At 61.7% G+C, this 26316-nt stretch carries 26 protein-coding genes; 12 read left to right on the top strand and 14 right to left on the bottom strand.

The window, feature by feature from the left end; genetic code table 11:
• The 5 genes from QN222_RS29485 to hisS all read right to left on the bottom strand — a co-directional run.
• Positions 1 to 616, bottom strand: a 616-nt coding sequence (locus QN222_RS29485; RefSeq protein WP_284005745.1) for an FAD/NAD(P)-binding oxidoreductase, incomplete at its 3' end; no start/stop codon positions are given.
• A 196-nt stretch (positions 617 to 812) separates the two neighbouring features.
• Positions 813 to 1520, bottom strand: coding sequence for a glutathione binding-like protein (locus tag QN222_RS29480; RefSeq protein WP_283964446.1), 708 nt, complete (start codon positions 1518 to 1520; stop codon positions 813 to 815).
• A 134-nt stretch (positions 1521 to 1654) separates the two neighbouring features.
• Positions 1655 to 2350 (bottom strand): ATP phosphoribosyltransferase, encoded by a 696-nt coding sequence (gene hisG / locus QN222_RS29475; RefSeq protein WP_283964445.1) that lies wholly within the window; start codon positions 2348 to 2350, stop codon positions 1655 to 1657.
• Positions 2347 to 3486 carry an ATP phosphoribosyltransferase regulatory subunit gene (locus tag QN222_RS29470; protein ID WP_283964444.1) on the bottom strand — a complete coding sequence of 380 codons (1140 nt, stop codon included), beginning with the start codon at positions 3484 to 3486 and terminating at the stop codon, positions 2347 to 2349. Before QN222_RS29470 ends, hisG begins: the two co-directional genes overlap by 4 nt.
• Positions 3487 to 3491: 5 nt before the next feature.
• The gene (gene hisS / locus QN222_RS29465) at positions 3492 to 5006 is read right to left on the bottom strand and encodes a histidine--tRNA ligase (protein WP_283964443.1); all 1515 of its coding nucleotides are present in this window, start codon (positions 5004 to 5006) and stop codon (positions 3492 to 3494) included.
• 424 nt (positions 5007 to 5430) lie between these two features.
• Between hisS and QN222_RS29460 the strand changes: the two genes are divergently transcribed.
• Both QN222_RS29460 and QN222_RS29455 read left to right on the top strand, forming a co-directional pair.
• Entirely contained in the window at positions 5431 to 5850 is a 420-nt protein-coding gene (locus tag QN222_RS29460) for a hypothetical protein (RefSeq protein ID WP_283964442.1), read from the top strand.
• A gap of 567 nt (positions 5851 to 6417) precedes the next feature.
• Complete coding sequence (locus QN222_RS29455) at positions 6418 to 6801, top strand: DUF305 domain-containing protein (protein ID WP_283964441.1); 384 nt, start codon at positions 6418 to 6420, stop codon at positions 6799 to 6801.
• A gap of 113 nt (positions 6802 to 6914) precedes the next feature.
• Here QN222_RS29455 and QN222_RS29450 read toward each other — a convergent pair whose 3' ends face one another.
• Positions 6915 to 7559 (bottom strand): DNA-3-methyladenine glycosylase I, encoded by a 645-nt coding sequence (locus tag QN222_RS29450; RefSeq protein ID WP_283964440.1) that lies wholly within the window; start codon positions 7557 to 7559, stop codon positions 6915 to 6917.
• Positions 7560 to 7809: 250 nt separating this feature from the next.
• On the opposite strand from QN222_RS29450, the gene QN222_RS29445 reads away from it, so the two are divergent.
• Both QN222_RS29445 and QN222_RS29440 read left to right on the top strand, forming a co-directional pair.
• Positions 7810 to 8574: a L,D-transpeptidase gene (locus tag QN222_RS29445; protein ID WP_283964439.1), complete on the top strand. Its 765-nt coding sequence runs from the start codon at positions 7810 to 7812 to the stop codon at positions 8572 to 8574.
• A 302-nt stretch (positions 8575 to 8876) separates the two neighbouring features.
• Positions 8877 to 9572, top strand: a complete 696-nt coding sequence (locus QN222_RS29440; protein WP_283964438.1) for a L,D-transpeptidase — start codon at positions 8877 to 8879, stop codon at positions 9570 to 9572.
• A 165-nt stretch (positions 9573 to 9737) separates the two neighbouring features.
• On the opposite strand, the gene glcF is transcribed toward QN222_RS29440, so the two are convergent.
• The 4 genes from glcF to QN222_RS29420 form a co-directional block, all read right to left on the bottom strand.
• A complete protein-coding gene (gene glcF / locus QN222_RS29435; protein WP_283964437.1) occupies positions 9738 to 11033 on the bottom strand; it encodes a glycolate oxidase subunit GlcF in 1296 nt (431 codons plus the stop codon).
• Between the two features lie 150 nt (positions 11034 to 11183).
• On the bottom strand, positions 11184 to 11564 hold the full coding sequence (locus QN222_RS29430; RefSeq protein ID WP_283964436.1) for a hypothetical protein: 381 nt from the start codon (positions 11562 to 11564) through the stop codon (positions 11184 to 11186).
• Positions 11565 to 11606: 42 nt separating this feature from the next.
• Positions 11607 to 12818 carry a glycolate oxidase subunit GlcE gene (gene glcE, locus QN222_RS29425; RefSeq protein ID WP_283964435.1) on the bottom strand — a complete coding sequence of 404 codons (1212 nt, stop codon included), beginning with the start codon at positions 12816 to 12818 and terminating at the stop codon, positions 11607 to 11609.
• The gene (locus QN222_RS29420; RefSeq protein WP_283964434.1) at positions 12815 to 14254 is read right to left on the bottom strand and encodes an FAD-linked oxidase C-terminal domain-containing protein; all 1440 of its coding nucleotides are present in this window, start codon (positions 14252 to 14254) and stop codon (positions 12815 to 12817) included. The genes glcE and QN222_RS29420 overlap by 4 nt, the downstream gene beginning before the upstream one ends.
• A 295-nt stretch (positions 14255 to 14549) precedes the next feature.
• On the opposite strand from QN222_RS29420, the gene QN222_RS29415 reads away from it, so the two are divergent.
• The gene (locus QN222_RS29415) at positions 14550 to 15446 is read left to right on the top strand and encodes a LysR family transcriptional regulator (RefSeq protein ID WP_283964433.1); all 897 of its coding nucleotides are present in this window, start codon (positions 14550 to 14552) and stop codon (positions 15444 to 15446) included.
• A gap of 19 nt (positions 15447 to 15465) precedes the next feature.
• Here the strand turns inward: QN222_RS29415 and QN222_RS29410 are convergent, their stop codons facing one another.
• Positions 15466 to 16740 carry a DUF3422 family protein gene (locus tag QN222_RS29410; protein ID WP_283964432.1) on the bottom strand — a complete coding sequence of 425 codons (1275 nt, stop codon included), beginning with the start codon at positions 16738 to 16740 and terminating at the stop codon, positions 15466 to 15468.
• Positions 16741 to 16950: 210 nt separating this feature from the next.
• On the opposite strand from QN222_RS29410, the gene QN222_RS29405 reads away from it, so the two are divergent.
• The 6 genes from QN222_RS29405 to QN222_RS29380 all read left to right on the top strand — a co-directional run bounded on the left by QN222_RS29405 (position 16951) and on the right by QN222_RS29380 (position 23402).
• Positions 16951 to 17742 carry a FadR/GntR family transcriptional regulator gene (locus QN222_RS29405; protein ID WP_283964431.1) on the top strand — a complete coding sequence of 264 codons (792 nt, stop codon included), beginning with the start codon at positions 16951 to 16953 and terminating at the stop codon, positions 17740 to 17742.
• Between the two features lie 218 nt (positions 17743 to 17960).
• Positions 17961 to 18467, top strand: coding sequence for an NUDIX hydrolase (locus QN222_RS29400; RefSeq protein ID WP_283964430.1), 507 nt, complete (start codon positions 17961 to 17963; stop codon positions 18465 to 18467).
• 134 nt (positions 18468 to 18601) lie between these two features.
• Positions 18602 to 20101, top strand: a complete 1500-nt coding sequence (locus tag QN222_RS29395; protein WP_283964429.1) for an anion permease — start codon at positions 18602 to 18604, stop codon at positions 20099 to 20101.
• An 11-nt stretch (positions 20102 to 20112) separates the two neighbouring features.
• On the top strand, positions 20113 to 20850 hold the full coding sequence (locus tag QN222_RS29390) for a 16S rRNA (uracil(1498)-N(3))-methyltransferase (protein WP_283964428.1): 738 nt from the start codon (positions 20113 to 20115) through the stop codon (positions 20848 to 20850).
• A gap of 250 nt (positions 20851 to 21100) precedes the next feature.
• Positions 21101 to 22474, top strand: coding sequence for a glutamate--cysteine ligase (locus tag QN222_RS29385; RefSeq protein WP_283964427.1), 1374 nt, complete (start codon positions 21101 to 21103; stop codon positions 22472 to 22474).
• A 109-nt stretch (positions 22475 to 22583) separates the two neighbouring features.
• Positions 22584 to 23402 carry a DUF937 domain-containing protein gene (locus QN222_RS29380; protein ID WP_283964426.1) on the top strand — a complete coding sequence of 273 codons (819 nt, stop codon included), beginning with the start codon at positions 22584 to 22586 and terminating at the stop codon, positions 23400 to 23402.
• A gap of 1 nt (position 23403) precedes the next feature.
• Here QN222_RS29380 and QN222_RS29375 read toward each other — a convergent pair whose 3' ends face one another.
• Positions 23404 to 23616: a hypothetical protein gene (locus QN222_RS29375; protein WP_283964425.1), complete on the bottom strand. Its 213-nt coding sequence runs from the start codon at positions 23614 to 23616 to the stop codon at positions 23404 to 23406.
• A 267-nt stretch (positions 23617 to 23883) separates the two neighbouring features.
• The gene (locus tag QN222_RS29370; RefSeq protein ID WP_283964424.1) at positions 23884 to 24180 is read right to left on the bottom strand and encodes a DUF1127 domain-containing protein; all 297 of its coding nucleotides are present in this window, start codon (positions 24178 to 24180) and stop codon (positions 23884 to 23886) included.
• 206 nt (positions 24181 to 24386) lie between these two features.
• Here QN222_RS29370 and QN222_RS29365 point away from each other — a divergent pair, with 206 nt between their 5' ends.
• Positions 24387 to 25337, top strand: a complete 951-nt coding sequence (locus QN222_RS29365) for a LysR substrate-binding domain-containing protein (protein WP_180940268.1) — start codon at positions 24387 to 24389, stop codon at positions 25335 to 25337.
• 163 nt (positions 25338 to 25500) lie between these two features.
• Here the strand turns inward: QN222_RS29365 and QN222_RS29360 are convergent.
• Positions 25501 to 26316 (bottom strand): dienelactone hydrolase family protein (locus QN222_RS29360; RefSeq protein WP_284005742.1); only part of this gene is annotated, 816 nt, incomplete at its 5' end.

Raw genomic sequence — 26316 nt, 5'->3', positions numbered from 1 at the left:
CGCGTATATCGCCGCCACGGGGGCGGTGGATCTCTCGAGCGACCTGGGAGGTCGCCGCCGAGGCTACGCGCTGCAGGATGCGGTCCGCCATTTCAATGACGGTCACTTCCATGCCGCAGGTGCGGGCGACCGCGGCGGCCTCAAGACCGATATAGCCCCCGCCCAGCACCAGCGCGCGGCGCCCGGGCCGCATCTCCTCGGCCAGCAGGTCGGCGTCCCGGAAATCCCGTACGACGTAGACGCCGGCCAGATCACCGCCGACCGAGGCCGGCAGCCGACGCGGCGTCGCCCCGGTCGCGAAGGCAAGCGTCTCATAGCCGAGCACCGATCCGTCGCTTAAAGCGACCTGTTTTTGCCCGCGGTCGATGCGTGTGACGGTCGTCGAAAGGCGAATGTCGATGTCGTGCTCCGAATACCAGGCCTCCGGCCGATAGAGCAGCCGATCCAGACTCATTTCTCGGAGCAGATATTTTTTGGAAAGGGGCGGCCGCTGGTAGGGAAGGCTTGCCTCCGAAGCAACGATCGTCACCGGCCGCTCATCCTTCAACGCGCGAAGTTTGGCAACCAAGGCGAACGCGGCCTGACCGCCGCCAACAACAACAAGTCTTCCCGACACCTGCTTCCCCGTCTCTACCGCTTGATTCCTCAGATCGGAATCGATTTGAGGATAAATCATGCAGTGATTCAAAGTGCTACAGCGACCTTTGCGCGTCTCAAGAGATGCGCGTTGCTGTAGGCCACTGTTTTAGCAAGCCGTACCCTCTCTGCCCGAGCTTCGTCAACTCGGGCGGAACGGCGCGCCCGCGACGGGATCAGGGCTTGCGCGGGATTTCCATCCCCTTCTGTGCGGCAGGCCGCGCAAGGCCGCGGTCGACCCAAGCCATGACATTCGGGAAGCTCTCGTATTCGAGCACTTCCGCGCCGCCATAGAACCTGCGCGCACCCTCGACCCACGGGTAAGTGGCAATATCGGCGATCGTGTATTCGTCACCCATCAGCCATTGCCGGCCTTTCAGCCGTGTCTCGAGAACGCCGAGGAGGCGCTTCGATTCATCGCGGTAGCGCTCCACCGGATAGGAGTTGTTGGCAACCTTCTCGGCCGCGAACTTGAAGAAATGCCCGAACTGGCCGAGCATCGGCCCGACGCCGCCCATCTGGAACATCACCCAGCAAAGTGTCTCGTAGCGGCCGGCGGCATCCGCCGGGATAAGCTTTCCCGTCTTCTCTGCCAGATAAACCAGGATCGCGCCGGATTCGAAGAGACCGATCGGCTTTCCGCCGGGGCCATTCGGGTCGATGATCGCCGGGATGCGGCCGTTCGGGTTGAGCGACAGGAATTCGGGCGACTTCTGTTCGTTGGCATCGAACGCAATGCGATGCGGCTCGTAGGGCAGGCCCAGTTCTTCCAGGGCAATGGAAATCTTCACGCCGTTCGGGGTCGGCAGCGAATAGAGCTGGATGATATCCGGGTTGGTTGCCGGCCAGCGGGTCGTGATCGGGAAAGAGGAAAGATCAGCCATAAGGATGCCTCGAGGTGGGAAGGGCGAAGGTGGGTTGTGCCGCCCCTACATAGGTCGTCACAGTTCCATTTGTCAGCACCCGAGGCAAAATTTACGCCGGAGCGTATTTCTCCGTCCCGCCCTTCGGCAACATATCAGAGCGCCGCGCGGACGGCTGCCATGATCCGGTCGACGACAGGATTGTCCTGATGGTCAGCCTTCCGCGCCCTGACGAGACAGGCTTCCGACCGCAGGATCACTCCGTCCGAAAGGATCTTCAGGTGGTTCGCCTTCAGCGTCGAGCCGGTCGAGGTGATGTCGACGATGATGTCGGCAGAACCGGAAGCCGGCGCGCCTTCGGTCGCACCCAGGCTTTCGACGATGCGATAGAGCTGGATGCCATGGCTTCCGGAGAAAAACTGCTGGGTCAAGCGCCAGTATTTGGTGGCGATCGCCAGCCTGCGGCCATGACGGGCACGGAAATCGGCTGCGACATCGCCGAGGTCCGCCATGGTATCGACGTCATACCAGACCTCCGGCACGGCCACGACGACATCGGCATGGCCGAAGCCAAGCCGGGCGCAGAATTCCACGCGCGCATCGGCATCGGCAAGGCCCTCGCGAACGAGGTCTTCGCCAGTGACGCCGAAGTCGACAGCGCCGCTGCCGATCTCGCGGGAGATTTCCGAGGCCGAGAGAAAGGCGATCTCGACGTCGTCCCAGCCTTCGACGCGGCCGCGGTAGGAGCGGTCGTTGCCGACGGCGACGATCTTCATTCCGGCTCGCTCGAAGATCGCCGAGGCATCGTCCTTCATCCGCCCCTTTGAAGGCAGTGCAATGGTGATCGTCATTTCGCGCCCCCTGCGGCAACCGCCTGCTCGATCCGATCAAGCCAGAGGGAGAAGCCGACCGCCGGAATATGTTCGCGCGCGCCGAGAAGCGTCAGCAGCCGGTCGAAGCGCCCGCCACCGGCAAGAACGGCCGCCTCCCCTTCGACCTCTATCTCGAAGACGAGGCCGGTATAATAGTCGAGCGGACGACCGAAGGCGGCGCGATAGCGGATGAGACCGATGTCGGCTCCCGCCCGGGAAAGCGCGGCAACGCGCGCGTCGAACAGCGACAATGCGGCTTCGATCTTCAGCCCGGACTTCGCGGCGAAGCGGAAGAGCGCAGCCGGCGCATCGGCAAGAGGCAGGTCCAGCGTCAGGAATTCGCGCATGACGGCGAGCGTGGCCTTGTCCAGCCGTGTGTTCGCCAATCCCATCTTTTCCTTGAGGCGACGGGCGATGTCGCGCGGCGACCGGCTGGCATTGGTGGAATAGCCGGTTGCCTCCATAGTCTGGCCGATAAGGGCAACGAGCCGGTCCTCGTCCTCCAGCATGCCCATGATTGCAAGCCGCTCTACCTCATGGCCGAAGACGCCCGCGGACTTCGGATCGGCGAGTTCAGCCAGAAGCTTCTGCAGTTGTTTCGGCTCGCCGAAGGCATGGATCAGCCGCTTCTGCCAGCCGGCAGGCAGCCCGCAGGCGGCAATCACCGCTTCGAACACCGATTGATCGCCCAGCGTCACCTTCAGCCGCCGTCCCGGCAATCTGTTGGCAAGAACCTGCATCGCGTCGCCGACGGCTCTCGCGTCCGCCCGCGCTGTGTCTCGCTCGCCAAGATCCTCGATGCCGGCCTGATAGAACTCGCTCGACCCCTCGCGCCGCTGGCGAAATACTTCGCCGAGGTAAGCATAGCGTTGCGGTGTGCCGGTCGCCGTTTCGATATGACGAAGGCAAACCGGAATCGTGAATTCAGGACGAAGGCAAAGGCTCTCGCCCGTCTCGCTCTGCGTCAGGAAAATGCGGCGCCGCAAATCTTCGCCTGCCATATCGAGAAAGGGCTCGGCCGGCTGGATCACCGGCGTATCGACACGCAGGGTCTCCATCCGCTCGAAATCGGCAAGCAGGTCGCCAGCAAAGGCGGGCAGGTTGATCAGAGGCATCGCCGTCAGTTCGCCTTCGTTCGGTCCTCAGCCTGTGCCGCCAGCATCTCCCGCACCTTCTCTACCAGATCGCTTTCCGGCACCGAAATCTGGGCGACGCGCGCCTCGCGCCAGGTAACATTATCCTGGATTTCGCCCGAGAGCCGCTTGCCTTCGATCAGGTCCTTGATCTGCACGACGCCAGAGGCGCGTTCGTCGCCACCCTGGATGATTGCCAGCGGGGAACCGCGGCGGTCGGCATATTTGAGCTGGTCGCCGAAATTCTTCTTGTTTCCCTGGTACATCTCGGCCCGGATGCCGGAATGGCGCAGTTCCTGGACGAAGCGCTGGTAGCGGCCCATGCTTTCGATATCACGGTCCATGACGCAGACGACCACCGGCGCGATCACGTCCTCGGTCCCGAGTTTGCCAAGGTTTTTCAGCGCCGTCATCAGCCGCGACACGCCAATCGAGAAGCCGGTTGCCGGCACCGGCTGCCCCATGAAGCGCGAGACAAGGCCATCATAGCGGCCGCCACCGCCGACGGAGCCGAAGACGACCTTCTCGCCCTTCTCGTTCGTAACCGCAAACTGCAACTCGGCCTCGAAGACGGGACCAGTGTAGTATTCGAGGCCGCGCACGACCGAAGGGTCGATTTTGATGCGGTCCGCTTCATAGCCCGCGCTGAGCACGAGGCTGCGGATCGTATTGAGTTCCTCCACGCCCTCCCCACCCTTGGTGGTTCCGGCCACGAGCTCGGCGAGCTCCGCGGCGCTCTTGGCATAGTCGGTGATGCCGACAAAAAACAGGATCTTGCGGATCTGCCCGTCATTCAGGCCAGCGCCCTTGGTGAAGTCGCCGCTTTCATCCTTGCGACCTTCGCCCAGCAAAAGTCGCACGCCTTCCGGACCGAACTTGTCGAGCTTGTCGATCGCACGCAGTACCGTCAGGCGAGCATTCGCGTGCTCACCACCACCGAGGCCGATCGCCTCGAGCACACCGTCGAGAACCTTGCGATTGTTGACGCGGATCACATAGTCGCCGCGCGCGATGCCGAGCGCTTCCATGGTGTCGGCCATCATCATGCACATCTCGGCATCGGCCTGTACGCCCGCCGCACCAACCGTGTCGGCGTCGAACTGCATGAACTGGCGGAAACGGCCCGGGCCCGGCTTCTCGTTGCGGAAGACGTAGCCGGCTCGATAGGTCCGGTAGGGGAGCTGGATCTCGTTGAAATTCTCCGCCACGTGCCGCGCGAGCGGCGCGGTCAGGTCATAGCGCAGGCTCATCCACTGGTCGTCGTCATCCGTCAGCGAGAAGACGCCCTCGTTCGGCCGATCGCTGTCGGGAAGGAATTTTCCCAACGCGTCGGTATATTCGAACAACGGCGTTTCCACCGGATCGAAACCGTAGCGCTCGTAAACCTCCTGGATCTTGGCGATCATCTCGTTGACGGCGCGGATATCGGCCGCCGAACGATCGACAAAGCCGCGCGGCAGGCGCGCCTTGAGCTTCTGCGGTTTCTTCTGCTTTTCGTTCATGGAAAGTATTCCGGACTGTCAAAATCGGTCGGTGCATTCCCTACCGGATCACGTCAAGGGCGGCAAGGGCGGCGGCTATAAAGGGCGCGCATACCGGAAACGGGAGATCCTCTCAATGCGTGCCCTGCTCTCCGGCGCTCTGCCGCATTGCACGGCCGGTTCAATAACAAAGCTGTGATTGTACTTGGAGCGAGATTCCCCTATAGGTTAAGCACTGATCGATCGGCTTGTCCGGCAATCCGAAACGATCCGGCACACCGGCGGCAGCGCCTCTACAGCGCCGCGCGTCTTATCAGACGCGAAGGACGCTGTAGTACCTTGAATTGCTGCAGTAGGGGCGATGCTGCTTGGAAGCCGGAACGGACGTCGACGCGGAAGAAGAGCCCGTGAACGACGCAAGGGTTTCAGTGGAGATTTTGGCGACATGCTGAAATTTGTGAATCCCGGTGACGGGGCCATCGAGCCCGCTCATCTGTTGGCGCATGAAGGCTGGACGCGCGACGTGGAGCGAGAGGATTATCTCGTCGAACCCTGGCGTTGCCACCTTGCCAGCGGCACCTTCCTTCTAGGGCCGCAAACGCTCGCGCTTCTCGGCGCATCGCGGAACCCCTGCGGCATCGTAGACCTGTTGCGCGCCCACGACGGAGACGACAGATCGATAATTCTGAACATTCTGGAACAGGCGACCGGGACACCCTCCTCCTTCTGCTTTTCCACGCTCGTGCGTGGTCGATCCGGACAGTCCTCGCCGCTCTGCTGCGTCGGAAATTCGACACTTGCCGGTGAAGTTGGAGACGGCACGCTAGAGGGCATATTTGCCTTTCCCCGGCACGCGGAACCGTAGGCGACGTGATAGCGGCCGCCGACACCTCTTCCACTTGCAGTAACTTAACCTATCTTAGAGGCATGCTGCGCCGCCTCGCCCTTGTTCTGCTGTTCCTATCCGCACCTTTGGTCGGCGCCCTGTCGGCTGCGACACAGGCTCGGGATGTCGCTGCCGCGGACATCGGGCATCATCTGGCAGTCACGGAGCATCACACTTTAGGCCATCACGCTTCAGGCCATGACGTGCGTTGCGAGGCGACGAAGCGCTGTGACCTTCCGGTGAAGCCGCTGCACCCCGTGCTTTGCGCGGCGTGCCTCGCAATCAGCCCCGCACAGTCCAAAGTGATGCCGCCGGAGACCCCGTCCACCCGCCTTGCATTGCGGCACTACGCAGTACCCGACGACGCGAACGCGAGACCTCCGGTCCCGCCGCCCAAGCCCTTCCTTTTGATCTAGGACGCCGCGGTTATTCGAACCCGCGAAGAACATTCTCTCCGCTTTTCGGTGCCTCCGCCCGGAAACGGACAATCCCGCGCATCGCGACAAGCACCCGCGAATGTCGGATAAGATTTCGAAAGGAAATATCATGTCCCTCAAAACCATCGCCGCCGCCTTGATGTCGGCAGCACTTGCCACCGCCCCCTCGTTCGCACAGGAAAGCGGCCACGGGCACATGCATGGCTCAATGGAAGCGGCAGAGCCGGCGGCCGACACATCGCCGTCAAGCAAGGCCTTTGCCGTGGCAAACGCCAAGATGCACAAAGACATGGACATCGCCTTCACCGGCAAGACCGACCTCGACTTCGTGCGCGGCATGATCGCCCACCACCAGGGAGCGATCGACATGGCCAAGATCGAGCTTGAACACGGCAAGGATCAAGAGATCCGCAAGCTGGCGGAAGAGATCATCAAAGCCCAGGAGGGCGAGATCAAGATGATGAAGGAATGGCTCGCCAAGAACGGCGGTTGACGAAGCAGACCATCTCTTCCGCACTGCATGTTTCCTAAAAGGCTAACCGATTAAGGATAAAAACATGCAGCAATTCAAAGTGGGCGGACCAGATCTCCGGCCGGCGCCTCGGTTCAGGTGGACCGGCGCGCCGGCCTTTTGAATTGTTGCCGCATCTCCTCGATTCCGGCGCGGCAATAGCAGCCTTCGATATGGTCGTTAACGAGGCCCATGGCCTGCATGAAAGCATAGATCGTCGTCGGCCCGACAAAGGTCCAGCCGCGCTTCTTCAGGTCCTTCGAAATCAGCGTCGACGTCACGGTTGTCGGATTGGCGATCAAGGCTTCGTAGCTCACAACCTTCGGACGCTCGGTCTCACCCGGCTCGTGGGACCAGAAATAGGAGGCAAGCGACCCGAACTCCGCGCGCAGTTCCTTGGCCCGCCGTGCGTTGTTGATGGTCGAGACGATCTTGCCGCGGTGGCGTACGATACCGGTGTCGGCAAGGCAGCGCTCGATATCAGCTTCTCCGAATTCGGCAACCCGGTTGAAATCGAAACCGGCGAATGCCGCGCGAAACGCCGCGCGCTTCCGCAAGATCGTCAACCACGACAGCCCCGACTGAAAACCTTCCAGGCAGATCTTCTCGAACAGCCGATGATCATCCGTAACCGGTCGACCCCACTCCTCGTCATGATAGCGCCGATAGTCTTCGAGATTGCCGTGCCAGGCGCAACGATCAAGTCCATCATCTCCGGTAATCAAGCCTTTCGCGGCCATTGTCTCTTCTCGCCTCAGTTGCTCTTTTGTTCTGTTTACCACTCTGAAACCACTTTCATAAAGTGGCCGATAACCCTACCCAGAGCTTTATCCACGCGCCGGCATTTTAATGAATAGCCGTTTACCTTTCGGTGGCAACGCGGGTGCCACGATCAGGCCATTGCAGGCAGGTCAGGCCGGTGAAACGTCGCTTTTCCGGCCTCGAAGCCATTCGTTGAAGATTTTTGGCGCAGTGTAGCGAGTCCGCCCCATGATGAAGAAATCCCTTTTTCTTGCCGTATCCCTCCTGTGTGTCGTTGCCGGCGAGGCCGGAGCCCGCGACCGGTACCACAACCGGCCGCCGGTCATCGTCAGCCCGGATTTGACCGCCCCTTGGGTGATGCAGCTTGGGGCGGCCCAGCCTGGCGGCCAGCAGGCGCGTCCGGTCGCTTACCGTCCACAGATCCCGGCTGCCACCCGAAAACAATTCGACCAACGTCGGGTCACCAGCCGGTCGGCGCCGGCATTGGTGCAACCGGTTGCGGCAGTGCGCCCGCAAAAGCCGATAAAGACGAAATTCGATCCGCAGTTCCTACCGCAAACCGTGGCCTATGGCGGTCCGGAAAAGCCCGGCACGATCGTCATCGACACCAACAACCGCTTTCTCTATCTCGTCACCGGCAAAGGTGAAGCCCGTCGCTATGGCGTCGGGGTCGGCAAGCCGGGCTTCGAATGGGCCGGGGCGCACCGGATTACGCGGAAGGCGGAGTGGCCGAACTGGACGCCGCCGCAGGAAATGATCGCGCGAGAAGCTGCGAAGGGCCACTATCTGCCGGCCCGCATGGAGGGCGGTCCCGCAAACCCGCTCGGCGCCCGGGCCATGTATCTCGGCTCGACGCTCTACCGCATCCACGGTACCAACGCGCCCTGGACGATCGGCTATGGCGTTTCATCTGGCTGCATCCGCATGCGCAACGAGGATGTCGTCGATCTCTATGAGCGGGTGAACGTGGGCACCAAGGTTATCGTGATATAAAAGCGCATATTATCTGAATAACCCGCGCACAAGTTGCGTTTGCCTGCTGCATGTTTCCTTAAATCGCAGCCGATTTAAGGATCAAAACATGCAGCCATTCAAGCAGCCATTCAAAATGCTGCAGCGTCCTTTGCGCGTCTGATAAGACGCGCGGCGCTGTAGGAACAGTGGTGCAAACGCAACAGCTGTTCCGATAGATACAAGTTACGCCGATGCCGATGCTCTATCGGATATGGCGTAGGCGAAATCTTGCAGGTAATTTGTGAAACCTGCACGCGATTAGGGTTGAGAGGGAATCGTTAATGAAATTTCATGCCAAGAAGGTGGTGGCGTTCGCCGTCGCGGCCACGGCGCTGTTTGCCGTGACGAATGCATCGGCGTTCACGCCGGCGAATGCACCGGAGGCCGCCGCCAAGCATACCGACGCTCTGTTGGTCACCCACCAGAAGCGACCGCCGCAAAAATATTGGCGCACCAAGGTCCGTTTCCGGACGAATGAGGCCCCCGGCACCATTATCGTCGATACGAACAACAAGTATCTCTATTACATCGACGGCCCGAACCGCGCGACGCGTTACGGCATCGGCGTTGGCCGCGAAGGCTTTGGCTGGTCCGGTGTCGTCAAGGTCGGCCGCAAGGCCGAGTGGCCAACCTGGACGCCGCCGGCGGAGATGCGCGTGCGCGAACGGGCGAAGGGTCGCATCCTGCCGATCACCCAGGAAGGCGGCATCGACAATCCGCTCGGTGCTCGCGCACTTTATCTCTACCAGGGTGGCCGTGACACGATCTTCCGCATCCACGGAACGAACCAGCCCTGGACGATCGGCCAGAACATGTCCTCGGGATGCATCCGGATGATGAACGAGGACGTCGAGCACCTCTACGATCGCGCCGACATCGGCACGAAAGTCATCGTCATCGGCCCGGGTAACAGGCACGGCGACGTCAACTACACCGACCGCGGCGTGGACATTTTCCGCCAGATCTTTGGCGGCTGAGCCATCTGCAGCGCCGCGCGCTTACCAGACGCGTAGACGGCGCTGTAGCACTTCGAATTGGCGCATGTTTTTATCCCTAAGTCAGCTAGGCCTTAAGGATACACGCAGCAGGCAGCGACATGACAAATGCCGGCACAGATCTGTGCCGGCATTTGCATTTTAATCTCAGAGACCTTTCGGCTTCTGCCCGCCATAAGCCCAATCCAGCAGCTCGACGGTGTGCACGATCGGAAGCGCCGTCCCGGTCGCGATCTGCGTGATGCAACCGATGTTGCCGCTCGCAATCACGTCCGGTTTCGTCGCCTCGATGTTCCGGACTTTCCGCGCCTTGAGTTTCGTCGAGATCTCCGACTGCAGGATGTTGTAAGTGCCAGCCGAACCGCAACAGAGATGGCCTTCCGCCGGCTCGCGAACCGTGAAACCCGCTCGCTTCAACAGCTCCTTCGGCACTGTCGTGATCTTCTGGCCATGCTGCATCGAGCAGGCGGAATGGTAGGCAACCGTCATCCCCCGCGCCTCACGCTGCGGCAGTTCGAGCCCAGCGAGGTACTCGGTGATGTCTTTTGCCAATGCCGACACTTTCGCGGCCTTTTCCGCATATCCCGGATCCAGCCGCAGCATATGGCCATAATCCTTGATCGTGGTGCCACAGCCCGAGGCGGTCACGATGATCGCGTCGAGGCCGTCTTCGTCGGCTGCCTTCAGCCAGATATCGACGTTGCGGCGCGCGGCCTCGAGCGCTTGCTCCTCACGTCCCATGTGATGGACCAAGGCGCCGCAGCAACCCTCGCCGGCGGAGACGACAACCTCGATCCCCTGCCCGGTCAGCAGCCGGATCGCCGCTTCGTTGATCTCAGGCTTCAAGACCGGCTGCGCGCAGCCGGTCAGGATCGCGACCCGGCCACGGCGCTCGCCCTTCGTCGCGTAAGTGGCTGGCCTGGTGCCTGCAGAGGGCGGCGGCACCGCATTCGGAGCAAGGTCGAGCATGACGCCAAAGGTCCTCAGCCATGGGATCCGCTTCACCGTCCCTGCCAAGGGGCGGGTTATGCGGGCCGCGCGCAGGGCAAGGCGAAATCGCTTGGGATAGGGTAGCACTGCGGCGAGAACGGCGCGGGCGAAGCGATCCTTCAACGGCCGTTTGTACGTCTTCTCGATATGGATGCGGGCATGGTCGACCAAATGCATGTAGTCGACACCCGACGGACAAGTCGTGAGACAGGAAAGACAGGAAAGACAGCGGTCGATGTGCGTAACGGTTTCCCGATCCGCCGCCCGCCCGTTTTCGAGCATGTCCTTGATCAGGTAGATCCGTCCGCGGGGACTGTCGAGTTCGTCACCGAGGACGACATAGGTCGGACAGGTGGCGGTGCAGAAACCACAGTGCACGCATTTGCGCAGGATCTTTTCGGATTCGGCGACATGCGGATCAGCGAGTTGCGCGGGCGAGAAATTGGTCTGCAACCGAGTACTCCATTTGGTAGGCTTTGCAAGGCTTCAGATGCGACGATTTTGGATGGGGCGGATCCGGTACCGTCGAATCATTCCTCTAACTTAGGGCGGAATGCGGGCGAAAGACCTCAGCGCCCGCCTCATTTCGCCCCGGGGATCCAGCTAGACCAGCCAGCTCTCCGGATTGGTGATCGGCTCCTCCCGGGCCGCCCTCTGCAGGCCGATTACGCATCTGACGACGATCCACACCGCCGTGGCGACAAAGCCCAGAATACCAATGACCATAACGGTGAGCAGGGCCGAGACGATGCAGAAAAGCAAGGCGATCCAGAAGGTGCGGATCGCCCAGGTGTAGTGGGTCCGCGCCCATGGCTCCGCCTTGTCGCGGTTGAGATAGGCGAGCACGATCCCGATGAGCGCGGTGATGCCGATGACAAATGCGACCAGGTAGAGCACGTAGATGATCTGAATATTGACCCTGCCCGGTTCCAGCCAGCGATCGGTCTGGCGGGAAAGCGGCGTCCGGGGACCGGTATCGCTCATCGAATTCTCCCTTTGGCATGTTCGAACGGGTCGCGATGGTGCCTACACGTTTGCTGCCATCCGGCCCGGATTGAAAATCCGCGCCGGATCAAACCGAGCGCGGATGCGCTCCGTCAGCTGAACAACGGCCGGTGCCTGCGGCTCGAAGGCGGGAACGCGGGCCCGTACGTCGTCGCCAGCCCTCACGAGGCCTGCGTGGCCGCCGCCGAGCGCGCCCACATAGCGACGCACGAGTTCCGCCTCGGCATCCGCCTCCATCCGCAGCCAGACGAGCCCGCCCTGCCAGTCGTAAAAAGCATCGACGCCCGTTTGAAGGCGCAGTGCAGCGACGAGCTGGTGCCCTGCGGACGGCGCGACAGACACCCGCCATAGTGGCCGCCTCGTACCGTCGGCGTAGGGTTTCACGTCGCGAATTTCCGCCCACAATAGACGCGTTGCCTCGGCGTCGAGGCGAGAGACCGACCCGAAGCGGGAAAGCGCCGCAGTGAGCTTCTCCACACGCAGGTCGACGGAATCCGCCAGGCCTTCCAGCCTGAGCACGGTTGCGGCGCCGTCGGGAAGTGCGCCATCCAGGAAGCGTCCGCGCACGCTCTCGGGCAGATGCGCTGCGCCGGAAGCCTCCACCGGCTGCGCCATCGTCTCGGCCATGGCCGCAGCAGCCTCGGCGTCATTGAGGCCCGAAACGACCACGGTCGCCGCCGCCGGCGGAATGGGCAGCACCTTGAAGGTGACTTCCGTCAGGATCCCGAGCGTGCCGTAGGAGCCCGCCATGAGCTTGACGAGGTCGAGCCCGGTGACGTTCTTCATGACCCGCCCACCGGCCTTGATCAGGTCACCGGCGCCATTGACGAAGCGCACGCCGAGCAGGTTGTCGCGCGCGGCACCGGCGACGTAGCGACGCGGGCCGGAAACATTCGCGGCGAATACTCCGCCGATCGTCGGTTCGCCCGACGTGGCGAATATCGGCCTATGATCCATCGGCTCGAAGGAAAGCATCTGGCCTTTGGCTCGAAGCGCGGCTTCGACCTCGGCAAGCGGCGTTCCGGCGAGCGCGCTCATGGTCATTTCCGCCGGATTATAGCTGACGATGCCGGAGAGGCGGCGCGTCGAGAGCGTCCGGTCGGTCCGCACCGGATTGCCGAGCCCCGCACGTGTGCCACCGCCGACGATTGCCAGAGTGACGCGCTCTGCCGCAGCGGAGCGCACGACGGAGGCGATCCCCTCCTCGCTGGCCGGTTCGAAGTGGACGATCATGCTGCCGGACGCCCTTCGAGCGGAAAGACCTTCGATGGATTGAGGATCCACTCGGGATCGAAGGCTGCGCGCGTGGCCATCTGCTGATCGAGATCGTTCCGGCTGTACTGGTGCAACATCAGATCGCGCTTTTCTATGCCAACGCCATGTTCGCCCGTCAGGCAGCCGCCGACATCGACGCAGAGCTTGAGGATGTCGTTGCCGGCCGCTTCGGCTCTCGCCGCATCCTCCGGATCGTTGATGTTGTAGAGGATCAGCGGATGCATGTTGCCGTCACCGGCATGGAAGACGTTCGCCACGCGGAGGCCATAGCCAGCGACAATCTCGCCGGTCTTGCGCAACACATGCGAAAGCTGGCTGAGCGGCACGGTGCCATCCATGCAGATATAGTCCGCAATGCGGCCCGTCGCGCCGAAAGCCGATTTCCGGCCCTTCCAGATCAGTGCCGCCTCCAATGCGGATTGGCACTCCCGTATCGTGGTGACGCCATGGCGGCGGGCGACCTCGATGATGCGTTGAAGCATCGCGTCCATCTCGGCCTCGGATCCCTCGACCTCGACGATCAGAAGTGCCTCGACGTCGAGCGGATAACCGGCAAGCGCAAAGGCTTCGCAGATCTCGATCGCCGGCTTGTCCATGAATTCCATGGCAACGGGAATGATGCCCGCTCCGATGACATCGGCAACGCAGGCACCGGCCGCCTCGGACGAGGCGAAGCCGAAGAGCACCGGACGCGCACCTTCCGGCTTGGCGATCAAACGCACCGTTGCTTCCGTGACGATGCCGAGCTGGCCCTCCGAGCCGCAGACGAGCCCAAGCAGGTCGTATCCGGCCGCGTCCAGCGCCTTGCCGCCGAGCTCAATCACCGTGCCGTCGAAAAGCACCAGCTTCACGCCCAAAAGGTTATTGGTTGTGACTCCGTATTTCAGGCAATGGGCGCCGCCGGAGTTCATGCCGATATTGCCGCCAATGGTGCAGGCGAGCTGAGAGCTCGGATCGGGCGCATAGAAGAAACCGTCGGCGGAGACCGCCTCGGAGATATTGAGGTTCGTGACGCCCGCCTGAACGGTGGCCGTCCTGTTAAAGAGGTCGATGTCGAGAATGCGCGACATTTTCGAAAGACCGATGACGACGGCATCCTCCTGCGGGATGGCGCCGCCCGAGAGCGATGTGCCGGCGCCGCGCGGCACGACCGGAACACCGTAGCGGCTGCAATATTTGAGCACGGCGGCCACCTGTTCCGTTGTTTCCGGCAGAGCGACGGCAAGCGGCAACCGCCGATAGGCGAGAAATGCATCGGTCTCGAATGGCTTCAGCTCGCGCTCCTCGCTGATCAGGCAGCCCTTGGGCAGGAGATCCTTGAGATCGGCAACAATTTCTTGCCGGCGATCCAGAACGGCTTGTTTCGGTTTCAGAAACCCGATCATCTCCGGCATAGGATCCTCCCAAGCAATGCGGCCCACCAAGTGGTATTTTTTGTTTACCACTAGCGCACCGCGCGTTCAAATGCACGTGTAAAGCAATGCGAATCTAGAGCATCTTGTTCGCTTTGTGAAAGCCGAATGCGCTACTGCGCCGCGCGTCTTGTCAGACGCTGACGGGATGGCAGCACTTTGAAGTGCTGCATGGTTTTACCCTTAAATCGGCGACGACTTAAGGAAACATGCACTAGGATCGGCACCCGGCGGATGCTAGGGATCTTTTCGTTTTCGGCAATAATGGTCAAGATTAATGACAAATCTCGGCGATCTCGAGATCTTTGCGCGGGTTGTCTCATCCGGCAGCATGTCGGCCGCGGGACGCCTGCTCAGCCTGTCTCCGGCAGTAATCTCCAAGCGCGTCAAGCGGCTGGAGGACAGGCTCGGCACGCGGCTTCTCCAGCGCACCACGCGGCAAATTTCGCTGACGGAGGCGGGACAGGGTTTTTACGACCGCGTCCTCGGCATCCTCGCCGGTATCGAGGATGCGGAAGCCTACGCCTCCGGCCGCTCGTCGCAGGCGCAGGGCACGCTGCGGATCAGCGCTCCAACGTCCTTCGGACGCATGCACATCGCACCGCACCTGACCGGCTTCATGAAGGATCATCCGGACCTGAAACTCCACATCGTTCTCAGCGATGATTTCGCCGATATCGTCGCTGATGGCTTCGATCTCGCCGTCCGGATCGGCGAACTGACCGATTCGAGCCTCGTCGCGCGCAAGCTTGCGCCTGTCCGCCGCCTCCTGTGCGCTGCCCCGAGCTATGTCGCGCGCCACGGCCTCCCGAGTGAAATCGGTGATCTCGCGAACCATGTCTGCCTACCGGCCCACAATAACGACAACTGGAAGCTGGAGGGTCCCGGCGGCAGTCTGACCTATCGCCCGGAGGGGCCACTCGTCACCAATTCGTCGGAGATCATCCGCGAGGCGGTGATCGCCGGCGCCGGCATCGCGCTGCGCTCCACTTGGGACATCGGCAAGGAATTGCGCGCCGGACAGTTGGTCCAGGTGCTGCCGCAGTGGGAAGGCTCGCGCAACCTGACGCTCTCGGCCGTCTATCCAAGCCGCCAATTCCTGCCCGCCAAGGTCCGTCTTTTTATCGATTACCTGGCCGCGCTGTACGGACCGGTGCCCTACTGGGAGCAATAGCCGCGCGGCGACCCGAACGCTATTTCTGCGCGCCTTCTTCATGGTGGCGACGGATGCGCCGGACGATGAGCCAGACGCCTGTGACGGCAAAGGGAACCGCAAGGCCGGTCAGAAGGTTGGGATCGACCGGCAGCTCGTGGCTTACGGCCTTGGCGAGATAGCCGAACAGCCCGACGACGTAGTAGGAAATGGCAGCAACCGACAGGCCTTCGACGGTCTGCTGGAGGCGCAACTGCAACTTGGCCCGACGATCCATTGAATTCAGCAGGGCGCTGTTCTGCTTTTCGAGCTCCACATCGACCCAGCTTCTCAGAAGCGCCGTGGCGCGCGCGAGCTTACGCGAGAGGTTCGCCTGACGCTCCTCGATCGACTGACAGGTTCGCATCGCCGGCGCCAGCCTGCGTTCGAGGAACGTGCCGATCGTCTCGTAGCCGGGCACAGCCGTCTCGGACAGCGTGCGGATGCGCTCCTGCACGATGCCGTAATAGGCGCGGCTGGCGCCGAAACGATAGAGGCTGAGGGCGGCGGCGGCCTCGACGTCGGCGGCAAGCCGGGTGATTTCGGAGAGCATCTCATCGGCCTCTTCGCGGACGTTTTCCTTCATCCGCTGGGTAATTCCGGTCAGGCCGTCCTCCGTCCGACGGATTTCCGGCGACAGCGATTGGGCAAGCGGAAGGCCGAGCATGGCGAGCGTGCGGTAGGTCTCGATATCGAGCAGGCGCTGCACCAGCGCGCCCGTGCCCGCTTCCGTCAGGCCGCAGTCGATCACGAGGATCTGGGTCAGCCCGTCGCCGTTCTGGCGAAAATCCGTGACGAGTACGGCCTGGCCGTTCTTGGTTTCGCTGTAGCAGAGGCTGGTCGGGTCGAAGGCCTTGATCGCCTCACGCGTCTCCGGCGTATCCGGCCGGATTTCGAGACGAATGCCGGAAATCAGCGTTCCCGGCGGCGAAAACCCATCACCGAACGGGTGGATCGGTACCTCGCCGCCAAAATGGTCTGGCGCCGGGGCGTCCCAGAAATAGGTGGAGAACTCCGTATGCCGTTCCCAGCGTAGCGTGCCCTGTCCCCAAGCCATTGCATGGTGGTTGGCGTCGCGGCCGGGCGGCGCGATACCGCGCGAGCGCGACAGCTCGGACAATACTGCGTGGTCGACGATCGAGCCGCCTTCGGTCATGAAGGCAAGCTGAAAAATGACCCGAGGCGTCGTCACCAGCGCATAGGGCCGCGAATGAACCTCACCGAGAACCTGCGCCCGCAGCGGCGCGGAAGGAAATGCGAAACTGCCCTTTGCCATGAAGCGCTTCATCCCCCTCACGCGTTCATCACCACTTTCTTATCAACGAGTCGAGCAAAATGAACAGGACGCATTGACGCAGTTTAACTTTTGTCAGTCGCGACGACCACAAAGTGGACAATCAATTTGACCACTTTTCCGGGCCTGCTAGATTGCAGCCGGCATGGAGGATAGGGCGTGAAGGGTCTTCCACCAGCAGGAGACATTGCCGTGACTGAAGATCAGCTCGACCTCTATGCACGCATCAGCCACAGCCGCACGGCGGACGAGGTCGTGCAGCAGATCGAGCTTTTGATCCTCGAAGGCGTGTTGCGTGACGGCGACCGGTTGCCGGGCGAGCGGGACCTGTCGAAGCGTTTCGACGTGTCGAGACCGATCCTGCGCGAAGCCCTCAAGGAACTGGAGGCGCGCGGACTTTTGGAAAGCCGGCATGGCGGCGGCACATTTGTCGCCGACGTGGTCGGCCAGATCTTCTCAAAACCGTTGATCGAGCTTATCGGGCGCCACCACAAGGCGACGCAGGACTACCTCGAATACCGGCGGGAGCTCGAGGGCCTGACGGCGGAGCTTGCGGCAAGCCGCGCCACCGATTTCGACCGCGACATTCTCACACGCGTCATCGAGCGGATGCGGGCCGCCCACCGCAACGGCGACTTCGACGAAGAGCTCGCGGCCGACATTGAGCTGCACAACGCGATCGGCGAGAGTGCGCACAATATGATCCTACTGCATACGCTGCGCGCCTGCTACCGGCTTCTGACCCAAGGGATATTCTTTCACCGCACCTCGGTGTTCGGCGCTCCGGGCGCGCGCGACCGGCTGCTCGCGCAACATGAGGCTATCTACGCCGCCATCATCGCCCGTGACCCGGAGGCCGCCAAGAAGGCGGCGCAAAGCCATATCGACTTCGTCGCCGCCGCGGCATACGCAGCAGAGCGCACCGGCGAATGGGCGCGCATCGCGCGGCTGCGGCTTCAGCAGCGGGACCGTGCCGGATCTTAGGGCTTGTCATCATAATTTCACAGAAGCGCTTTAGCCGGGGTCGGAACAGGATCGGGGCCTCTGCGTTATGTATAGTCGCAATGAGCGATGCCCCCGTCGGAACCTCACCGTCATCTCGCCGTTTATGGGCTGTAGAACGTCATTTACAGGCAAGCTGGGCGAGTCATACTTGCAGAACTGCTAATGCCTTTTGATTCGCGTAAGGAGTATTGAACCCCTTGAACTTCTTGAACCGGTTGGCCGCTGATGTGCATCTGATGCTGCGTCGCCCCGCGCGCATGCAATATGCCGCGCTATGTTACCGGATCCGCAAGAAGACGGGTGCGCTGGAGATCCTCCTGATCACCAGCCGCGATACCGGCCGCTGGGTCATTCCCAAGGGCTGGCCGATGCAAGGCAAGCGGGCCCATGAGGTCGCGGAACGCGAGGCTTATGAAGAAGCCGGGGTAAAAGGCAAGGCGCAGAAGACCGCAGTCGGCGCTTATGTCTACCAGAAGCGCATGAACCACGGCCTGAAGATCTCCTGCAAGGTCCAGGTCCATGCGCTCGAAGTCGATGACTTCTGCAAGAACTTCCCTGAAAAGGGCACGCGACGCCTTGAATGGGTCGACTTCAAGGAGGCGGCAAGCCGTGTTGCCGAACCCTCGCTGAAAAGCCTTATCCTGGCGTTCGGCGAACGGATGGCGGCGGCGCCCGCATCCGCTCCGAAGAGCGCAAACGGCTGACGCGGACGTCGGCGGACGGCATCAGCCATACTTGAGAAGTCGTCCATCGGCCATTGCGGCCGTTCTCCCCTCAATTCCGCTTGAACGCGCTCGCCCGTACCGCTACTGGCGATGATGACAATGGAGACCTATCCGTGGCCAAGCCGCGCCTGGAAAAGCTGACCCTGGACAAGGACCTCGACAAGCTCAGCCTTGCCGAGGAAGCCTCGCATCACGTGATGCGCAAGCTGTCTGCCCCCGGCTTGGCGCTGCTCTTCCTGATGCTCAGCATGGGCTTTGCGGCATACTATTTCACCGGTGCGGCCGGCACGACCGTCGTCGTCACAGCCGCGGCGGTCGCTGCCTACATGGCGATGAACATCGGTGCCAACGACGTGACGAACAACGTCGGCGCGGCGGTCGGCGCGAAAGCCATGACGATGGCTACGGCACTGGGGATTGCGGCCGTCTTCGAAATCGCGGGCGCGTTGATCGCTGGACGCAAGGTCACACTCACCATTGAGGCTGGTATCGTCGACGGCGCGCAGCTGGTCAGCGCCGACGCGCTAGTGTGGGTGATGATGGCGGCACTGCTGTCCTCGGCGATCTGGATCAACATCGCCACCTATTCGCGCGCGCCGGTATCGACCACGCATTCCATCATTGGCGGCATCATTGGCGCCGGCCTGGCGGCGGCGGGTCTCGGCAGCGTGAAATGGTGGGCGCTTGCCGGCATTACCGCGAGCTGGACTGTTTCGCCCCTTCTCGGTGGCGCCATCGCCGCCCTCTTCCTGGCGTTCCTCAAGGAATTCGTCATCTATCGAGGTGACAAGATCGCCGCGGCACGGCGCTGGATGCCGGTCGTGCTCGGTGTTACCGCCGGTTCCTTCACCGCCTATGTGGCGGTTTTCGGTCTAGTCCACCTGGCCCTCATTTCGCTTACGACCGGCCTTTTGATCGGCGTGGTTGCCGGTATCGGCTGCTACGTGCTGTGCAAACCGTGGATCCATCGCCAATCGGAGGGGCTGGACAACCGCAATCAGTCCCTTCGCAAGCTGTTCCGTCTTCCGCTGATTTTCTCCGCCGCCCTGCTCTCCTTTGCGCACGGCGCCAATGACGTGTCGAACGCAATCGGGCCCTTGTCAGCGATCGTCTCCGCCGTTGACGGCGTGATCTCGACGGCGCAGTCGGAGGCGCCTTTCTGGGTGCTGCTCATCGGTGCGCTCGGTATTTCGATGGGTTTGCTGCTCTACGGACCGCTCCTGATCCGTGTCGTCGGCGAGGAGATCACCCGCCTCAACCCGATGCGCGCCTTCTGCGTTGCGCTGGCGACGGCGGTCACCGTGCTGCTCGCCTCAGCCGTCGGGTTGCCGATCAGCTCTACCCACACGGCGGTCGGCGCAGTCTTTGGGGTCGGCTTCTTCCGCGAGTGGTACACACGCCACTCCGTGCGGCGCCGCGAATATGTCCGCCACAAGACCGGCCACATCGATTTCATGGAGAAGGCCGAGGCGAATTTCGCGGAAGTGCGCCGCCGCAGGCTCGTGCGCCGCTCCCATTTCCTGACGATCGTTGCCGCCTGGGTGATCACGCTTCCGGCATCGGCGCTGCTCTCGGCTTTCGTCTATCTCATCCTCGCCAGCCTGTTTCTGTGAAGGTGACCGAATTGCGTGCCAATTTCCGTATGCAGCGCCTGTTCTTGGAAAGCCCGCTTGATGCCGGTGCGACGCACGAGGCCAGCAAGGAACAGTACAACTACCTCGTCAACGTCTTGCGTCTCGACGAGGGCGCGTCCGTACTGGTGTTCAACGGCGAGGACGGCGAGTGGCGGGCGGAACTCTCGCTGCCGTCCAGAAAACGCCTCCTTCTCACCGCGATCGAACAGACGCGTCCGCAGCCCGCTCCTTGCGACCTCGTCTATCTCTTCGCGCCGCTCAAAGTCGGCCGCCTCGATTATCTGGTCCAGAAGGCGGTCGAAATGGGGGCTGGACGACTGCAGCCGGTGATGACGCAGCATGTTCAAGGCAAGCTCGGCAGCCTCGACCGGGTGCGTGCGAATGTGATCGAAGCGGCCGAACAATGCGGCGTGCTCGGCATTCCGCCTGTCGACACCCCGAGGAAACTCGAAGATCTTCTTCAGACCTGGCCGCGGGATCGCCGTATCATCTTCTGCGACGAAGGCAACGAGAGCCAGAATCCGCTGCCGATCCTGCAAGCAATTGCCGAACGTAAGCTCGCACTGCTGATCGGCCCCGAAGGCGGCTTTTCCGAAGCCGAGCGCACGCTTTTGCGCAGCCTCGACTTCGTGACTGCGATCCCGCTCGGACCGCGGATCCTGCGCGCGGATACGGCGGCGGTCGCGGCGATGGCAGTCATCCAGGCGGCAGTCGGCGACTGGCGGTGATCCGTCGCCTTCTCACGCGCTTCTACAGCGTCCTTTGCGCGTCTTGTCAGACGCGCAAAGGACGCTGTAGCACTTTGAATTGCCGCATGATTTGCCCTTGAGCCGGCTCCGGTTTAAGGAATCGTGCAGGCACGGAGTTTTTTTGAGGCGATCTTGAAAGAAATTCACTTGCGCCGCACCTAATTACGGTTCAAGCACCCACCATCGCTCCTGCTGCCCGGCGGACGCCGCTCAAACAAAGAAGACGCATATGGCCCGAGATACCACCGACCAGACGCCGGTTACCTCTGTCGCTGACCTGACCGCCTACCTGGAGTCCGGTTCGAAGCCGAAGGAGAAGTTTCGGATCGGGACGGAGCATGAGAAATTCGCCTTCTTTAAGGCGGACAACAGCCCGGTGCCCTATTTCGGCGAAGCCAGCATTCAGGCGCTTCTGAACGGGATGGCCGAGAAAAGCGGCTGGGAACCGATCCTCGACGAGGGCAACATCATCGGGCTCGCCGAACATTCCGGCAATGGCGCGATTTCGCTGGAGCCGGGCGGGCAGTTCGAGCTATCCGGCGCCCCGCTTGAAAATCTGCATCAGACCTGCAAGGAATCCAACCAGCACCTGGCCGTTCTTCGGGAAATTGCCGAACCGCTCGGCATTCGTTTCCTCGGCATCGGCGGCAGCCCGAAATGGACGTTCGCCGAGACGCCGCGCATGCCGAAATCGCGATACGGCATCATGACGCGTTACATGCCGAAGGTCGGCACCAAGGGCCTCGACATGATGTATCGCACCTGCACCATCCAGGTGAATCTCGACTTCTCCTCCGAGGAGGATATGCGGCGCAAGATGCAGGTGTCGATGAAACTGCAGCCGCTCGCGACCGCCCTTTTCGCAAGCTCTCCCTTTACCGACGGCAAGCCGAACGGCCTTCTCTCCTGGCGGGGCGACATCTGGCGCGACACGGATAATCAGCGCGCCGGCCAGCTGCCCGCTGCCTTCAGGCCGAATTTCGGCTTTGCCGACTATGTCGAATGGGCGCTCGACGTACCGATGTATTTCGTCGTGCGCGATGGGCACTACCACGACTGTACCCATGTGACGTTCCGGCAATTCATGGCCGGGGCGCTCAAGGGCGAGATCGGCGAATGGCAGCCCAATATGGGCGACTGGACCAATCACCTGTCGACGCTCTTCCCCGATGTCCGGCTGAAACGCTTCCTCGAAATGCGCGGCGCCGATGGCGGCCCTTGGCGCCGGATCTGCGCGCTACCGGCCTTCTGGGTCGGCCTGCTCTACGATGACGAGGCGCTCGATGCGGCCGAGGCGTTGACGCGCGGATGGAGTTACGAGGACGTGCAGGCGCTGCGCGATGCCGTACCCGCCCAGGCGCTTTCCGCGAAGCTCGGCACGACATCCCTCTTCGACATCGCCCGTGAGGTCCTGACGATCTCACGCGCTGGCCTGAAGCGGCGCAACCGACTGAACGGCGATGGAATAGACGAGAGCCAGTTCCTGGCGCCGCTCGACGAAGTGCTGGCGAAGAAGGCAACGCTCGCCGAGGACCTGCTGGCGCTTTACAACGGCCGCTGGAACGGTTCCGTCGAGCCGGTCTTCGCAGAATATCAGTACTGAGCGCGCCGAGACGTTCACAAGCAGCACGCGGTCTAAAAAGCGGTTTGCAGCCCACCGATTCCCGTTATAGTGCAGCGACATGCGTCGTTCGTCCGGGAAGGATAAAGGGATGGCACCGCTTTTTGACATGTTCGCCCAGGCGCAGAACGGCAAGGCCATCGAGTTGATGGCGAAGCAATTCGGTCTTGCCCAGGAACAGATGGCGAAGGCAACGGCGGCGCTTCTGCCCGCTTTCTCGACGGCCTTCAAGCGCAACACGGCCAATCCCTATGATCTCGGTGCGCTGATGGGTGCACTTTCGACCGGCAACTACGCCAAGTATTTCGAGGACATGAGCCAGGCCTTCACGCCACAAGGCATGGCCGATGGCAACGGTGTCCTTGGCCAGCTATTCGGCTCCAAGGAAATGTCGCGCGCGATCGCCGCGCAAGCCGCACAGATGACCGGCATCGGTCAGGAGATCTACAAGCAGATGCTGCCGGTGATGGCGAGCACGCTGATGGGCGGCCTGTTCAAGCAAACGACGGGCACTGCCAGCGATCCCTTTGCCAACAATCCCATGATGGCGATGATGCAGCAATGGATGGAGGCGACAGGGCTGGCCAAGAAGCCCGACCCAACCCCAACCGCATTCGATAATCCCTTCGTTCAGGCAATGCAGGGGTTCTTCGGCATGGCAAAAACGGAAGAGAAGCCGAAAACGGCGGACATCTTCGCCGACAATCCGTTCTTTAAGGCGTTTCAGGAGATGATGCAGCGAGGTGCGAGCGCACCCGAAAAAGCGCCCGCAGAGAACCCGGCCTTCAGGCAATTTTCCGAAATGATGAACACGATGTTCGACAGCGGGCTCGAAATGCAGAAGGAATACCAGAAGAACATCGACGCCCTGTTCGAGAGCTACAAGAAAGGTTCGGGCGACAAGGCCTAGATCATTTCATCGTTTCATCGAGAACAGCTTTAAAACCGCGCAATTCCAGACGGAAAACCGCGATGCACTTTTCCTGGAATTGCTTCAAAGACCGCGCAATTCCAGCAGAAAACCGCGATGCACTTTTCCTGGAATTGCTTTGAAGCGTCCCGCTTTCAAACGTCTTGCCTTCGACGGCACCTTGCAGACCTGTGCATAAAAAAGCCCGGTGCATGTCTTGGTCATGCACCGGGCAAGCGGCAGGGTCTATTGGCTCATACCCTGCGGGGAACGTGTCGATGCGGGTTGGCGCACCGTGAACCGGATTTCGACGGCATGATCCGCGAAGGCGGCAACCGGTCGCGGATCATGCCGTATGGCGCATCCAAGGCGGCGGGATGCGCCGCTGCATGTTTCCTTAATTTAAGGATAAAACATGCAGCAATTCAAAGTCCTACAGCGTATTTCGCGCGTCTGATTAGACGCGCAGCGCTGTAGGGGATTAATCGTGGCGCACCCCTCGGTAAAAGAGGTTTGCCCGGTTTCGGGACGCGCGGGTCAGGTAGCTCCCGGGATTGTCGAAGAACGAGGAGGTCAAAGCCTCGTGCAGGTCTTCGCGTTTCAATCCCATGTCGAGCAACTGCCGGTCATCAAGATCTTGCAGACGTGCGATCTGGCAGCGGTTACGGAACAGGCGCCAGACAGCCGTCAGCACGCCGGTCGCGCCTGCGGCGCGGGATGCAAGCGACTGCTTTCCCGCAACGAGATCGAGATCGAAGGCGTGTTGGGTCGTGCGCATCGCGGTACTCCTTTTTCAGGCACGAAGAAGCCCACACCCTGCGGGGAGGTCATACGCAGGGGCAGGCGGTAATTTTTCGGGTCAGCGAGAGATTTCGCGGACAGGACTTGATGTGATTTGCACGCCATTAGTGGCAAATGCTTATTGATCAGTCCAACGAATGTTTTTAATGATATTCATCAAACAATCTTATGGGTATTACGGCCATGTCAGCACCGCTCGATATTGACCAATTGCAAACCTTCGTTGCCATCGCGGACACGGGCAGCTTCACCAAGGCTGCCGACCGCGTGTTCAAGACCCAGTCGGCTGTCTCGATGCAGATGCGGCGCCTGGAAGAGCGCATCGGCAAGGCACTTTTCATGAAGGATGGACGCGGCAACCGGCTGACCGTCGAAGGCGACCGGCTCCTGAATTTCGCTCGCCGGATGATCCGCCTCAACAACGAGGCGATTGCTTCCTTCGACGACAACCGCCTCGAGGGCACGCTCAGAATCGGCACGCCGGACGATTATGCCGATCGCTACATGCCGGAGATCATCGTCCGTTTCGCCAAGACCCACCCGAACGTCGAGCTCTATATCGTCTGCGAGCCCTCGGTCGACCTTGCCGAGAAAATGGCAAAGGGCGATCTCGACATCGCGCTCGTCACCCACAATCCAAGGGCGCGGGCCTCGGACGTGGTGCGGACGGAGCCGCTTTGCTGGGTGAGCTCGATCAACCATCCGCTGCCGGAGAACGCGCCGATCCCGCTTGCTGTCGGCCGGCGCGACTGTCAGTGGCGGCAGGCCGCTTGCGCGGCGCTCGACGCGACGGGCAAGGAATATCAGATCCTGTTCACGAGTTGGTCGTCGACCGTCGTGGCCGCCGCCGTGCTCGCCGGCATGGCGGTTTCGGTGCTGCCGGAATCGGCGCTGAGACCCGGCATGAAGGTGCTAACGCTGGCCGATGGCTTCCCGGCGCTGGCGCCGGTGCAGATCGGCATCATGAAGCGTCCCGGCCTTTCGCCATCGCTCTCGAACGCGATCACCAACCACATCACGGCCTGTCTCGACAACATCACGCCGATCACGGTCAACGACGACCTCGACGGCGATTTGAAGGGCTACCCGCGTTATCCGCGCCTCAGGCAGAGCCATATGCTGCCGGGCTGGTAGTAGAAATCGTCACACACTTTTCCTGGAATTGCTCTAGGGTGGACTACGAGAAAGCCACGCCTCCTTTCGGACGCGTGGCTTTCTCGAATGACCGACCCTCTCGAGCGGGAAGCGGGATTTAGATGGAGCACTCGGCGCTGATCTGCAATCCCGCGCCAGCCTCTCAAGCAAGCTTCGCCTTCAGAAATTCGACGGTCCGCCCCCAGGCAAGATCGGCCGCGGCCTTGTCGTAGCGGGCAGCTGAGGTGTCATTGTTGAAGGCGTGGTTGACGCCGTCATAGACATAGATTGTGAAGTCCTTGCCGTTGGCGGTCAGCGCCTTGCGATAGTCTTCGATGCCGGCATTGATACGCTCGTCGAGCCCGGCATAATGCAGCAGCATTGCCGCCTTGATCTTCGCAACATCCTCGGCCTTCGGTTGAGCACCATAATAGGCGACCGCGGCCTTGAGGTCGGGAGAGTTTACGGCCAGGCGGTTCACGAGCCCGCCGCCCCAGCAGAATCCGATGGCCCCGACATTGCCGGTGCTTCCTTCGTGGCCCTTCAGGAAGGTGACCGTTGCTACCGCGTCTTCGTTGGTGGCCCCGGCATCAAGCGCACCGATCATCTCACGGGCCTTGTCCTCGTCGCTAGGGGTTCCTCCGTCGGGAGAAAGGAAATCGGGCGCGAGGGCGACAAAACCCTCCAGCGCCATACGGCGCGCGACATCGCGAATATGCGGATTGAGACCGCGGTTTTCGTGGATGACAATCACCGCAGGCAGCTTGCCGGAGGCATCGGCAGGCCTGACGAGGTAACCTCTCATCTCACCATTCCCGCCCGGATAGGTAATGTCCTCGCCCTTGATGCGCGCATCGGTGCCGGAAATCATCTCCGCCTTGGCGCTGTTTGCAGCCAGCATCGGTGCAATCGCCGCAGCGGCCGCGGCGGAACCGGCCAACGCCGTCAGCGTCTCCATGAAACGGCGACGGTCCAGCGT

This window comes from Sinorhizobium sp. 6-70 (assembly GCF_030124375.1).
GTDB lineage: Bacteria > Pseudomonadota > Alphaproteobacteria > Rhizobiales > Rhizobiaceae > Sinorhizobium.
Note: the sequence above shows the minus strand (reverse complement) of the source record. Positions and strands in the feature narration are given on the sequence as shown.

Bases quoted from the DNA above. Each gene is read 5' to 3' on its own strand.
- glcE (WP_283964435.1), bottom strand. From the start codon at position 12,818: ATGATCGTCCACTTCGAACCGGCCAGCGAGGAGGGGATCGCCTCCGTC.
- QN222_RS29455 (WP_283964441.1), top strand. From the start codon at position 6,418: ATGTCCCTCAAAACCATCGCCGCCGCCTTGATGTCGGCAGCACTTGCC.
- QN222_RS29370 (WP_283964424.1), bottom strand. From the start codon at position 24,180: ATGCGCACGACCCAACACGCCTTCGATCTCGATCTCGTTGCGGGAAAG.
- QN222_RS29430 (WP_283964436.1), bottom strand. From the start codon at position 11,564: ATGAGCGATACCGGTCCCCGGACGCCGCTTTCCCGCCAGACCGATCGC.
- QN222_RS29460 (WP_283964442.1), top strand. From the start codon at position 5,431: ATGCTGAAATTTGTGAATCCCGGTGACGGGGCCATCGAGCCCGCTCAT.
- QN222_RS29410 (WP_283964432.1), bottom strand. From the start codon at position 16,740: ATGGCAAAGGGCAGTTTCGCATTTCCTTCCGCGCCGCTGCGGGCGCAG.
- QN222_RS29420 (WP_283964434.1), bottom strand. From the start codon at position 14,254: ATGCCGGAGATGATCGGGTTTCTGAAACCGAAACAAGCCGTTCTGGAT.
- hisG (WP_283964445.1), bottom strand. From the start codon at position 2,350: ATGACGATCACCATTGCACTGCCTTCAAAGGGGCGGATGAAGGACGAT.
- QN222_RS29445 (WP_283964439.1), top strand. From the start codon at position 7,810: ATGATGAAGAAATCCCTTTTTCTTGCCGTATCCCTCCTGTGTGTCGTT.
- QN222_RS29440 (WP_283964438.1), top strand. From the start codon at position 8,877: ATGAAATTTCATGCCAAGAAGGTGGTGGCGTTCGCCGTCGCGGCCACG.
- hisS (WP_283964443.1), bottom strand. From the start codon at position 5,006: ATGAACGAAAAGCAGAAGAAACCGCAGAAGCTCAAGGCGCGCCTGCCG.
- QN222_RS29375 (WP_283964425.1), bottom strand. From the start codon at position 23,616: ATGCACCGGGCTTTTTTATGCACAGGTCTGCAAGGTGCCGTCGAAGGC.
- QN222_RS29450 (WP_283964440.1), bottom strand. From the start codon at position 7,559: ATGGCCGCGAAAGGCTTGATTACCGGAGATGATGGACTTGATCGTTGC.
- QN222_RS29480 (WP_283964446.1), bottom strand. From the start codon at position 1,520: ATGGCTGATCTTTCCTCTTTCCCGATCACGACCCGCTGGCCGGCAACC.
- QN222_RS29365 (WP_180940268.1), top strand. From the start codon at position 24,387: ATGTCAGCACCGCTCGATATTGACCAATTGCAAACCTTCGTTGCCATC.
- QN222_RS29470 (WP_283964444.1), bottom strand. From the start codon at position 3,486: ATGCCTCTGATCAACCTGCCCGCCTTTGCTGGCGACCTGCTTGCCGAT.
- QN222_RS29380 (WP_283964426.1), top strand. From the start codon at position 22,584: ATGGCACCGCTTTTTGACATGTTCGCCCAGGCGCAGAACGGCAAGGCC.
- QN222_RS29385 (WP_283964427.1), top strand. From the start codon at position 21,101: ATGGCCCGAGATACCACCGACCAGACGCCGGTTACCTCTGTCGCTGAC.
- QN222_RS29415 (WP_283964433.1), top strand. From the start codon at position 14,550: ATGACAAATCTCGGCGATCTCGAGATCTTTGCGCGGGTTGTCTCATCC.